8 protein-coding genes are annotated in these 11,876 nt (G+C 69.6%); 5 read left to right on the top strand and 3 right to left on the bottom strand.

Features of this window, described 5'->3' with window-relative positions:
• Positions 1 to 6: 6 nt before the first annotated feature.
• Together Afe05nite_RS32125 and Afe05nite_RS32120 are read right to left on the bottom strand one after the other, a co-directional pair.
• The gene (locus Afe05nite_RS32125) at positions 7 to 1,059 is read right to left on the bottom strand and encodes a COG1470 family protein (protein WP_203821008.1); all 1,053 of its coding nucleotides are present in this window, start codon (positions 1,057 to 1,059) and stop codon (positions 7 to 9) included.
• Between the two features lie 25 nt (positions 1,060 to 1,084).
• The gene (locus tag Afe05nite_RS32120) at positions 1,085 to 2,734 is read right to left on the bottom strand and encodes a transglycosylase SLT domain-containing protein (RefSeq protein WP_203821007.1); all 1,650 of its coding nucleotides are present in this window, start codon (positions 2,732 to 2,734) and stop codon (positions 1,085 to 1,087) included.
• Between the two features lie 250 nt (positions 2,735 to 2,984).
• Between Afe05nite_RS32120 and Afe05nite_RS32115 the strand changes: the two genes are divergently transcribed.
• The 3 genes from Afe05nite_RS32115 to Afe05nite_RS32105 are packed head-to-tail and all read left to right on the top strand — an operon-like array spanning position 2,985 to position 6,215.
• Positions 2,985 to 3,542, top strand: a complete 558-nt coding sequence (locus Afe05nite_RS32115) for a helix-turn-helix transcriptional regulator (protein WP_239118341.1) — start codon at positions 2,985 to 2,987, stop codon at positions 3,540 to 3,542.
• An 8-nt stretch (positions 3,543 to 3,550) separates the two neighbouring features.
• Complete coding sequence (locus tag Afe05nite_RS44135; protein WP_239118340.1) at positions 3,551 to 5,668, top strand: ATP-binding protein; 2,118 nt, start codon at positions 3,551 to 3,553, stop codon at positions 5,666 to 5,668.
• Positions 5,649 to 6,215, top strand: a complete 567-nt coding sequence (locus Afe05nite_RS32105; RefSeq protein ID WP_203821005.1) for a Pvc16 family protein — start codon at positions 5,649 to 5,651, stop codon at positions 6,213 to 6,215. Before Afe05nite_RS44135 ends, Afe05nite_RS32105 begins: the two co-directional genes overlap by 20 nt.
• On the opposite strand, the gene Afe05nite_RS32100 is transcribed toward Afe05nite_RS32105, so the two are convergent.
• Complete coding sequence (locus Afe05nite_RS32100; RefSeq protein WP_203821004.1) at positions 6,212 to 9,730, bottom strand: eCIS core domain-containing protein; 3,519 nt, start codon at positions 9,728 to 9,730, stop codon at positions 6,212 to 6,214. The genes Afe05nite_RS32105 and Afe05nite_RS32100 overlap by 4 nt on opposite strands.
• 156 nt (positions 9,731 to 9,886) lie before the next feature.
• Between Afe05nite_RS32100 and Afe05nite_RS32095 the strand changes: the two genes are divergently transcribed.
• Together Afe05nite_RS32095 and Afe05nite_RS32090 are read left to right on the top strand one after the other, a co-directional pair.
• Entirely contained in the window at positions 9,887 to 10,219 is a 333-nt protein-coding gene (locus tag Afe05nite_RS32095) for a response regulator (protein ID WP_203821003.1), read from the top strand.
• A gap of 15 nt (positions 10,220 to 10,234) precedes the next feature.
• Positions 10,235 to 11,875 (top strand): phage tail sheath family protein, encoded by a 1,641-nt coding sequence (locus tag Afe05nite_RS32090; RefSeq protein WP_203821002.1) that lies wholly within the window; start codon positions 10,235 to 10,237, stop codon positions 11,873 to 11,875.
• Position 11,876 lies beyond the last annotated feature (1 nt).

The following is an 11,876-nucleotide window of genomic DNA, read 5'->3' as shown; positions in this document are numbered from 1 at the left end:
TGCCCCCTAGGACGTGACCTTGCATTTCGGTGCCACCGAACGCCACTGCGCGCAGTACTGCTCGGCAGCCGGCGGCGATCCGAAGCCATCCTGCAGCAGAACCCAGTAGCCGTCGGGATCGTCGGCCAGCGTGTCGGAGGCGAGGCTGTCGACGAGCCGCACCGGCATGCCGGCGGCTTGGAGCTTGGCGAGGGCGGCGTCGGCGACCCCGCGGCCGCCGTCGGCGCCCTTGTGCGGGAAGACATCGACCAACGCGTACGGCTTGCCGATGGTCACCTTGGCGACGGGTGCGGTGGTGCTCGTCGCCGCCTTCTTGCCGAACGGCAGGAAGTCATGGTCGCCGGTCAGCAGGATCGCCGTGCTGGCACCGACGGCCAGGACGATGGCGGTCGTGAAGAGCACAGCGGTCGGCACGCGCGGCTTGCGTTTACCGGTGGCCACTTCGGTCAGGAAAGGCTCCCGATCCGGATCGTACGCGTCGGAGACCTTGACCACGACGGCGAAGGAGCGCGGCGATCCGCTGAAGGGTCGCCGGGGTTTCGCCCGGATCGCCACGACGGCGGCCTGACCCGGGTCGAGCAGCACCGCGTCCGGTTCGACCGTCACCGAGCCGGCCGGCGGGTCCAGTTCGGCCGTGACCCGCAGCGGCGCCTGCACGCGCGTGTCGTTGGCCAGCCGGAGATCGTACTCGTGCGAGGGTCCCTCTTTCGGCACCAGTTTGCCGGTGACCGGGACCGGAAGTGCGACCTTGAGCAGCGCGGTGGCGAAGCCGGCCGGTTCGCCGGTGGCGGCCTCCTCGGCGTGCACCGTGAACGGGACGAGGGAGGAACTGGGCGGCTGCTCGGGCGGCGTCCGCAGGACGACGGTGACCTCGGCGGTCTCGCCGGGGCCGAGACGCAGGCCGGCCGGGTCGACCGTGGCCCATCGCTCGGCGCGTCCGCGAGCCAGGAAGACACGCAGGTCGAGCGACCCGGCGTAGGGGTTGCGCAGCTGCACCGGCACCCGGGTCGGTACGCCGGGGGCGAGCGTCACCGGCTCGTCCGGCAAGGTCAGTTCCACGTCCACGATGGTCGCATCAACCGGGTCAGGGGAGATCGTTCACGTCGGTAAACTGACCGCCGGGGAGTTGGGCGGTCCCGAGCGCCCCACCGGTCCCGAGCGGGTTCTGGCCCAATCCGTTCTGGCCCAATGCGTTCTGGCCCAGAGCATCCTGGCCCAGCGCGTTCTGGCCCAGCGCGTTCTGGCCCAGCGCGTTCTGGCCGAGCGCGCCCTGCTGGCCCGCGCCGGCGCCGTGCAGCAGCGGGTTGTCGTGGGCGTCGAGCGGGTTCGAGCCCGAGTGATATTCGAGGGCGTCGCTGAAACCGTCCGAGTCGGAGTCGGCCAGCTGGGCGTTGAGGCCGAGCACCTGTTCCAGGCTGTCGTCGAGGCCGTCGTGGTCGGTGTCGGTTTGCTGCAACGGGGTGAGCGCGCCGTCCATGTGACCGTCGGCGTCGGAGTCGGGTGAGCGCGGATCGAGGCCCTGGGCCAGCTCGAACGCGTCGTTGAGCCCGTCGCCGTCGGTGTCGGCCTTGCGCCCGTCGGTGTGATGGGTGACGAGCTCCTGGGCGTCGGTCAGGTTGTCGCCGTCGGTGTCGGCGCGCAGCGGGTCGAGGCCGTAACGCCGTTCGAGGGCGTCGCTGAGCCCGTCGTTGTCGGTGTCGGGGCCGCCGAGCGCGACCGGCTCCGGTTGCAGCGGCACCGTGGTCTGCGGGACCAGGCTCGACAGCGGGCTCATCACCGGGTTGGCGATCGGGGTGGCGGTGCCCTCGGAGATGCCGGGGATGACGGCGGCGAACTCGAAACGGTTGCCGGCGTTGGACTCGCGGACACCGACGCGCGGGTTGGCGGCCTCGACGACCCGGCCGTTGCCCAGGCTGATCGCCACGTGCGCGCCGGGGGTGCGGCCGTCGCCGGCGCGTGGTTCGCGGTCGAAGGAGAAGAGCAGCGCCCCCGGCGTGTTCTTGGCCTGCGCCGGATCGATCAGCAGACCCTTCTCCTTGAAATGCAGATATTGCGCGGTGGCGCCGTCGGGGATTTTCTCGCCGGCCTGGTAAGCCGCCCATTGGGTGAATTCGGAACAGTCGAAAACCGCCGGATTGGGATCGCTCAGCTTTACTTCCGCGCCGAACACATAACGGTCGCCGATTTGCGCCTTGGCCACTCGGATAAAGGTGTCGAGAGCGGCGTTGTCGGCGGGCGCCGCAGCGGTCTGGGCCGACATCGCCGTCATCGGCGGGCCGGCGACGTCGTGCAGCGCGACCCCGGCCGGGTCGTCGCCGTCGTGCGCCGGCTCGTGATCGCCGTAGCCGCGGGTGCCCGTCCACATGCCTCGGCCGGCACCGTCACCGTAGGCGACCGCGGCTGCCTGAGCGTCCTCTTTGAATCGAACATAACGCGAGCTGAGGCCGCCGTGCGTGGTCGTCCAAGGTGAGACGTCCTCACCTCGGTGGGAGATCTCGAAGGCGGCCTTCGCGTTGTCGACCGGGTCGTACAGGTTGTATTTGGTCAGGAAGTCGGGGTGCGCCCGGCCGTTGATCTGCCACAGTCCGCGGGAGTCCTCACCGACCGGGTTGTGGGCCTTGCTGTTGCCGCCGGACTCGGCGAGCGCGATCGCGGTCATCGTCGCCGACTCGTCCGGCGAGAAGCCCGCCCGTCGGGCGAAACCGTAGATCTGTTCCGCTGAGTACCTCGGCATGGTCACGAGGGTAGACAGGCCATTCCACTCTGTATACGGGCCGAACGGGTTGCACTAAAGGGCAGCGAAAGGGGCAACAGAGTTGGATCAACGACAGAGCCGAAAGAGCTATTGTTCTGATCGACTTGGCCGGTCCATCATGGGCGAGCGGTTCCTCCGACCCGGGGGCACTGACCAGGGGGAACGCATGATCTCGCAACGGCCGCCAACGGTGTGGATCGACGACAGTCACGCCATAGTGCGGCGTGGCATGGCTGCCTGCCTTCAACAGGCCGACTTCGTCGTGCGCGGGGAGAGCGCCGTGCTGTCGCCCGAGCCGGTCCCCGACGACCTCGACGTCCTGGTCTTCGAATACGGCGCGTCCAGCCTGCGCCGAGCCGTCCGCCTGGCCGAGGGACGACCGACCCGCCTGGTCGCCACCGTTCGTGAGGTCACCGAGCAGAGTGTCCGCGAGATGGTCGACGCCGGCGTGAGCGCGATCCTGCCGCACAGCACCCTCACCGCCGACGCGCTCATCACGAGCCTGCGCTCGGTGGTCGCCGGCAACGTGGCCCTGCCCGGCGACATGCTGACCCGCCTGCTGCTGCACGTCACCCAGACCTCCCACCTCGGCCCCGGCGGTCTCAACACGAGGGAGCGCTCGGTGCTGCGCCTGCTGGCCGACGGCATGGACACCCGAGGCATAGCCGAAGACCTCTGCTTCTCCGAGCGGACCGTCAAGAACGTCGTCCACGATGTGCTGACCAAGCTCAACTGCCGCACCCGGGCCCAGGCCGTCGCGGTGGCCACCCGGGAAGGCGTGATCTGAGCCCCGAGGTGGAAGCCTGGACCGCGCTGGCCGACGCGCTGCTGCAGCGTGAGGCGCTGATCTGCCGCCTGGGGGAGGGTCGCCCGCCCCGGGACTTCGCCGGGCTCTACGTCGCCGACGACGAGGTGGAGCGGCTGCTCGCCACGCTGCCCGGCCTCGACGGCCCCGGCCTCGAACGGGTCGCGGCCATGCGCGCCGGTGCCGCCGGTCCGGTCGTGGCGGCCCGTGCCGCGTTCGCCGCGGATCCCGGCGGTCCGTTCGCCGACCTGGCCGGCCGCGCCGGTCTGCGCACCGGCGAGGCGGAGGTGCTGGCGCTGCTGGTCGCGGTCGAGATGTCGCCGGCCCGGCAGCGTCTGGTCGCCTACATCCAGGACTCCGTGCAACTGCCCCGGCTGACCCTGGCCACCCTGCGGCGCGTCTTCTTCGAGGACGACCACCCGTCGGCCCGCGCCCTGTCGCCGGGCGGCGCGCTGGTCCGCGCCGGTCTGGCCCGGCTGACCGGCGACGGCCCGTGGGCGACCCTGACCGCCGAACCCGCGGCCCGGGTGATCTGGCACCTGACCGGTGACCACACCCCCGACCCGGCACTGCCCGCGGGCGCCACGATCCGCCACCCCACCCCGACGACACCGCCCGCGCCCGCTTCCGGCGGTGCGGTCTCGGCTGCCGGCGGCCCGCCTGCCGGCGGCCCGGCTGCGGGAGGCCCGGCTGCCGGCGGCGCGGGCTCGGCGTCCGGCGATGCGCAAAGCGGCGATGCGCAAAGCGTGGGCGCGCGAGACGGGGGTGCGCGAGACGGGGGTGCGCGAGACAGAGGTGCGCGAGACGGGGGTGTCGGGCTGGTCCTGGTGCATGGCGGCGACCGGGAGAGCCGCATCCAGGCGGTCGGCGACATCGGATTGCTGATCACCGCGCCGCCGTCGAACGAGGCGGAGTGGCAGGCCGTGGTGCGGGAAGCGACGATCGGCCGGCTCACGGTGCTGCTCGACCTGGCGGAGCCGCTCACGGCGGCCGGGCGGGATGCGATCGGGCGTGCGGCGCATCTCGGGTGGGTGTTGTCCTCGGCCGGGGAACAACCCCTGGAGGCCCTCCCCGACCTGCCGTGGCGGGAGCTTCACGTGCATGACGGGGTGGCCGGGGCCGACGACTGGGACGCCTTGCTCGGGCGGGCGCCGGACCCGGCGTACCGGCTCAGTCGGGAGCAGTTGCGGCTCGTGGCCGCCGCCGCGGCAGCCGATGGTGGCCTGATCGCGCCCGCGGTCCGCCGGCTTGCCGGTGGGCACCTCGACGGTGTCGCCGTGCGCATCCGGCCGCGCCGCGCCTGGCCGGACCTGATCCTCCCGCCGGAGGAGGCGGCGCAGCTGCGCGAGCTCTCCGAACGGCATCGGGGACGGGACACCGTCTACGGGCGGTGGCAGTTCAGTGCGGCGCCGTCGACCGGGGTGGTCGCGTTGTTCGCCGGGCCGTCCGGCACCGGCAAGACCCTGGCGGCCGAGGTGGTGGCCGGTGAGCTGGGGCTCGACCTCTACAAGGTCGACCTGTCGGCGGTGGTGAGCAAATACATCGGCGAGACCGAGAAGAACCTGGAGCGCATCTTCGGGGCGGCGGCGGCCGGCGACCTGGTGCTGTTCTTCGACGAGGCGGACGCGCTGTTCGGCAAACGCTCGGAGGTCAGCGACGCGCACGACAGGTACGCCAACATCGAGGTCGCCTACCTTCTGCAGCGGCTGGAGACCTACGACGGGCTGGTCGTGCTGGCCACCAACCTGCAGCGCAACATCGACCCGGCGTTCCTGCGGCGGATCTCGGTGGCGATCGACTTCGTGCCGCCGGAGGAACCGGAACGGCGGCAGATCTGGGCGCGGACCTTCCCGCCGACCGCCCCGATGTCCGACCTCGACCTCGACTTCCTCGCCCGGCAGTTCAAGATCACCGGTGGCGTGATCAGCAACGCCGCGCTGGGGTCGGCGTTCCTGGCGGCGGCCGAGGACTCACCGATCACGATGCGGCACGTGGTGCTGTCGGTGAAGCGCGAGTTCCAGAAGATGGGGCGGCTGCGCACCGAGAAGGAGTTCGACCGCTACTTCGACCTAGTGAACAGGGACGCCAATGCTGCACCTGCTGGATGAGACGCTCGAGGCGTTCCTGCGCGAGGTCGTACCGCTGCCGGCCCGGGACGTCGACGTGGCCTTCGAAGCGCCGGACGGCGAATGGTCGGCCGCGCTGTCGTCGCGGCCCACCGTCGACCTCTACCTCTGGGACGTACGGCCCAACCTGGCCGAGCGCGACTACGGCGAGGTGATCGTCGAGGACGCCGACGGCAAGCGTTACCGGCGTGACCCGCTGCCCCGAGTTGATTGCCGCTACCTGGTGACCGCCTGGACGAGCGAGGTGCGCGACGAACACTCGCTGCTCGGCGACGTGCTGTCGGCCCTGCTGCTGCACCCGGTCATCGAGGTCTCGCATCTGCGCGGCGCGTTCACCGAGGTGCGGCCGCTGCCCGCGTTGCGGTTGCGCAGCGGCGACGGCAGCGAGAACTCGGACTTCTGGTCGGCCCTGGGCGGCCAGCTGAAGCCGGGCCTGGACCTCGTCGTCACGGTCACGGTGGACGCCGCCCTGCGCGCGGTGGCCGGCCCCCCGACCGAGTCGATCACGGTCCGCACCACCGGTCGTTAGGCGTTCTTGAGAAGCGCGTTCAGGGCCGCGTGCAGGTCCTGGATGCCCTTTCGCCCGCGTTCGATGTCGGCCTTGCGGTTGGGCATGAGTTTCTCCGCGTCGGGGTCGACCGAGGCGTTCACCCACTCGCCGAGACGCAGGAAGACGACGTCGGCGGCGGTCTGCACATTCAGCTGCCGGGCCTCGATGGTGGCCGAGTCGCCGGTCGGCGGCTCGGCGCGCAGCTTGACGGCGTTGAAGAAGAACTCGAACTTCTCGGTGATGTCCTTGTCGATGCCGCCGAACTTCTTGGAGTGGGTGTCGCCGTCGGCCGGCTGCGCGCCCTTGTCGATGACCATGTCGTATACCTCGTCGTCGAGCAGGGTCTTCGCCTGCGACATGCCGTTGACGAGGCTGCGCGCGTCGGCGGTCTCGCCGAGGACCTTCGTGCACAGGGCCGCCCACTTGTTCAGGCCCTTGCGCAGACCGACGGCGAATACGTGGTCGCCCTTCTTGCGCGAGGCGGAGATCTCCCCGGCCGGGCTGTCCTTCTTGGGATTGACCTCGCCCGCCACATGCACCGTCTTGATCTCCTCGTTCTCCTTCTCGACGACGAGTTCGAGTGACTTGAGGCGGTATTTCTTGACCAGCTTGGGCAGCGCCGCGTTCACCAGGTCGATCGAGCTGTCCGGCTTCTGCACCAGCGTGTAGGCCTCTGCCACGCCCTGATCCAGATCCGCCTGCTTCTGCTCAGGTGTCCGCTCGTCCGGCTCCTCCTTGCCGCCGCCCAGCCCGAGCGCTTCCAGCGCGGCCTTGCCGAGTTGCATCGCCTTGGCCATCAGCCAGTCGATCGCCTTGTCGACCAGTTCGCGCAGTTGGCCGATCAGCTTGACCAGTTCCTCCGGCACGTTGCCGAGACCGACCTGGTTGGCGAGGAAGCCGATCGCCACCGGCACGGCCGAGGCCAGGCCCTTCTCCACTTTCTGCGCGCCGGCTTGCACGTTACCGGCGGCGACGGCGGCGAGGGTGGTCACGTAGTCGTTGACGATCATGAGGATCTCGCGGACGTACTCGATTACCGACTGGACCGCCTTGAAGAAGGCGATCGAGCTGTTCACCACGGCCATGATGCCTGTCGGGTCGAGCATCGAGAGCAGTTTCGCGGTGGCCTTCTCGACGATCTCCCCGACGATCCAGTCCTTGACCATCCCGAGCAGCGTGTCCCACAGGTTGCCGAGCTGACTTTCGACGTGTTTCCAGATCGCGGCTACGCCGTTCTCCTGTACGTCCTTGACGAAGTCGAACGCCCCTTCGGCCATCGCCGCGCCCTTGCGGATCTTCTCGACGGTTTCCGGGCCGATCTGCTCGCCCAGTTTCTTCCACAGCTTTTCGGCGGTGATGTCGAGGACCTGCAGCACCAGCGTGAGAATGGACCCGAACGACAGGTCTGCCGGTTTCTGGATGCCGATCGCCCCGAGCCCGCGGAAGAGCCAGTCGGCGAGGCCGTTCAGCAGATAGCCGACGGCCCGGTCGACGAAGCCGAGGAAACCCTGTTTGAGGGCTTCGAGCATGTTGAGCAGGAAGGCGACCGGGTCCCGTTCGATGTCCTCGATCGCCGCCATCGCGTTCGAGATGATGCTGTCCAGGATGCCGGGCGGGAAATTCATCAGTCGGAGGACCAGGGTCAGGACGACCTTGAGGACCTCGCCGGCGAACTCGACGATGCGCAGCAGCGGTTCGCCGAACTTCTCCAGGATCTTCCCGAACGCTCCTATCGGGTTGACCAGGTCTTCCAGGGTGAGGGTGTCCCAGATGCCGTGGAAGGTGCCGACGATCATGTCGGTCGAAATGCCGAGGCGCGACATCGCGCCCTCGATCTGCGCGGCGGCGTCGGCGATGACGCCGGCCTCGGCCAATTTCTTGTACGTCGCCTCGCCGCCCGGCAGCAGCGCGATGAACCCGCCGATGAGGTTCTCCGCGTTGCGCGCCACCGCCTTGCCGGTCACCGGATCCTCGCCGAGCATGACCGTCATCAGGCGGTATCCGCGCAACTTGGCGGCCTCGGCGCTCAACCATTCGAGAAGCGCTTCCTTGATGAGCCGGACGACCTCGGTCAGCACGTCCTTGGCGAATGCGCCGATCCTGGCGATCAGCCCTTTGGCCTGGGTGGCCAGCTTGCTCAGGTTGTCACCCAGCTGCGCGATGTTCTCCGGCTGAATGGCCTGCCAGCCGGCTTGGAAAAGCGCACTCAACTCGCCGAGGATGCCGAGGAACTGCGCGATCCGCCCGTCCAGCCAGTCGGCCGTCTTCTGCAGGGTGCCGCGTTCGCGCATCTGGGCGAGAGCGTCCTGCTTCCCGATCAGAGTGAGGAAGTCCTCGAGAATCTCGACGGTGGTCGCCTCGACCGGGGTGCCGCGCAGCGGATCGGACCGCAGCACCTTCTTGGTCAGCTCCCAGACCGGCGTGCCGACCAGGTATTTCTCCGCCAGCCCGACGGCGGCGTCGCGGATGAGCTGCACGATCTGGTCGTAGATGCCCTTGACGAACCCGAGCGCGTCGGCATGGAGCCCGCTCACGTGCCGCCGGACGATCACCAGGGCGCCGTCCGGGTCGGTGAGGTCGATCTCCTTCCACGCCTTGTCGATCTCGCCCTGGATGCGGGCGAGCGTCAGGTTGTGCGCGGTCAACCCCTCGTCGAGCATGCGGTAGGCGGCCTGCACCACGCCAAGCTCGATCAGCTTGCCGGCGACCACGTTGCCGAACGGAACGAGCCCGAGCACGCCCCGCGTGAGGTTTTCCGGTGACCGGTCGACATTACGGTTCGCGATCGGGTCGTAGCCCGCCACCACGGTCAGCATGTCGTAGCCCGGCACGCTTCTGACGAGGCCGACTATCGGCCCCATCAGGTAGTCGGAGGCGTCGCGGTAGATGCCGACCGACGTCTGTTGCACCACGTGGGTGGCCTCGTGCGCCATCAGGGCGAGGTCGCCGGCCGACTCGCCGGCGCCGAGGAAGATGTGCTGCCCGGTGGTGAACGCGCGGGCGCCCAATTGGGCGGCCGCGGCCTGCGCCTTCGGATCGGAATGGACGAGCACGCCGCCGAGCGGGAAGCCGAGATGCTCCTCGATCTTGGCCCGCACGTCCGGCGGGAGGGGCGCGCCGCCGCCCGGCGAGGTGATGAGCCGTTCCAGCTCGGGTGGGGTCTCCGGGGGTTCGCCGGCGGCCGCCGCCGGGGTCACGAGCCGGGAGATGGTCGGGACCGGCCCGCTGCCCTCGGTGATCGCCTCGGAGACCGCGTCGGCCTGCCGCTCATATGGGTCACCGGGCTTGCTCACGCTGAGCTTGGGCTGGGCCAGGCGCTGTAACGCGCTGTTACCCCCGCGGGCGAGGGCGGGCATGGCGGCCGGGTGCCGCGGCATGCGCTGCAACGCCGAGTTGCTCTCCTGAGGGGTACGGGCTACCACTTCCACAACCGCAGGCGTGGGGCTCGCCTTGTTCTCGGCAAGGGTCGGCACCTGCCGTTCGGACAGCTTCACCGGCCCACCTCCGGCCTTCAGCATCGGACGCCCCGCCGTGGCCGACAAGTCCCGGCAAGCATCGGTGCACCAATGGCTGCACCGCCGCACCTTCTGTCCACGTGCGACGCGAGAGACCCTCATCCCGGCGGTATTCATTCTGGGTGGGGTGAGGCGATGACGCGGGTCCTCATGGGGGATTTCGAGGCTCTGCACCGTCTCGGCCTGGAGCAGATCCTGCGCGTCGACGGCATCGAGCTCGTCGACACGGCCGGCGGCGAGGTGCTCGACCGGTTGCTCGAGGCGTTGCCCGACGTGATCGTTCTCGACCTCGACAAGGTCAGCACCGGCGACATCGTGCACGTGATCGTGCACCGGTTCCCGCGGGTGAAGGTCGTTGCCTGCTCGTCGCAGCATCCGATGATGCGCATTTTCCCGCCGTTGCACTACGGGGAGTTCTACGAATCCGACCTTGACCCCGCGCTGTTGACCAGCGCGGTGCAGGCCTGACAGGGGGAAGACTTCATGGCCGCGTCATACGGAGCACCGGGCGTCTACATCGAGGAGCAACCGAGCGGTTCCATGCCCATCGAGGGGGTGGGCACCGCCGTTGCCGCGTTCGTCGGCTTCACCGAGCGCTACGACATCGAGCAGGGCGACCCGACCGACCCGGCCGGTGTGAAACCGCAGCTGGTGACCAGCTGGCCGCAGTTCGAACGGATCTACGGCGGTTTCGTGCGCGGCGCCCTGCTGCCGCACGCTGTCCGCGGCTTCTTCGAGAACGGTGGGGGCAAGGCCTACATCTGCCGCATCCCGACCACCGACGAGGACGGTGAGGGCCTCGGCCGGGGCAAGCCGTCGCTGTCGCTGCCCAGCGCCGACAACCCGGGCCAGCCCAGCCTCCAGCTGTCGGCGGTGCGCTCGGACGCCAACCTCGAGGTCGAGGTGGTGCCCCCGGCTCCGGCGCCCGACGCCGACGGGGACGGCGGCGCGAGCAGCAACGGCGCCGGCGGGGAATACGTCCTGCGGGTCTATGAGGGCGGCGCGCTCCGGGAGGAGATCGGCGGCATCCAGTTCAGCGGCCGCAGCGCCCGCACCGTCGAGAAGGCGGTGAACGAGCGCTCCAAGTTCGTCCGCATCGAGGTGCAGCCGCTGCAGGGTGCCTCGCTCGCCGAGCGCAGCCCGGCCGCCGGCCGCTACACGCTGCAGGCGCCGCCGGTGTCCAGCAAGTCGGTCACCCCGGCCGACCTGGTCGGCAACGAGAGCGACCGCACCGGCTATCAGGGCCTGGCGATCGCCGCCAACGTCACCATGGTGTCCATCCCGGACCTCGTCACCGTCGCCACCAAGGAGGACGGGTCGATCGACGAGGAGATGTACCTCGCCGCCCAGAAGCAGCTGATCGACTTCTGCGAGGCCAGCCACAACAAGATGGCCATCCTCGACACGCCGCCCGGCCTCAACGCCACCCGGGCCCTCGAGTGGCGTGGCCGGCTGGCCCGCGACTCGGCATTCGGTGCGCTCTACTACCCCAACGTGGTGGTCAGCAACCCGCTCGCCCGCCCCGGCGCGACCAACGGCGAGCTCTACCTGACCGTGCCGCCGTCCGGCCACGTCGCCGGCGTCTGGGCCCGCACCGACGCCGCCCGTGGCGTGTGGAAGGCGCCCGCCAACGAGGCGCTGCGCGGCATCGCCCGCCTGGAAAACGACGTGACCAGCGGCGAGCAGGACCTGCTCAACCCCGAGGGGGTCAACTGCATCCGGTCGTTCGGCAGCTATGGCACCAAGATCTGGGGCGCCCGCACGCTTGCCAAGACCGACCCGTCGTGGCGTTACATCAACGTCCGCCGGCTCTTCAACTTCATCGAGGAGTCGATCCAGCAGGGCACCCAGTGGGCGGTCTTCGAGCCCAACGACTACGACCTGTGGCAGCGGGTCAAGCGCAACATCACGTCGTTCCTGCGCGGTCTGTGGCAGCAGGGCGCGCTCGTGGGCGCGACCCCCGAGCAGGCTTTCTACGTGCTGTGCGACGAGAGCAACAACCCGGCGTCCTCGGTGGACGAGGGCAAGCTGATCGTCGAGGTCGGCATCGCCCCGGTCAAGCCCGCCGAGTTCGTCATCTTCCGGATCAGCCAGTGGCAGGGCGGCGGAGCCGCTTCCGAGTGAT

Source organism: Paractinoplanes ferrugineus, from assembly GCF_016862195.1.
In the GTDB taxonomy this organism is placed as follows: domain Bacteria; phylum Actinomycetota; class Actinomycetes; order Mycobacteriales; family Micromonosporaceae; genus Actinoplanes; species Actinoplanes ferrugineus.
Note: the sequence above shows the minus strand (reverse complement) of the source record. Positions and strands in the feature narration are given on the sequence as shown.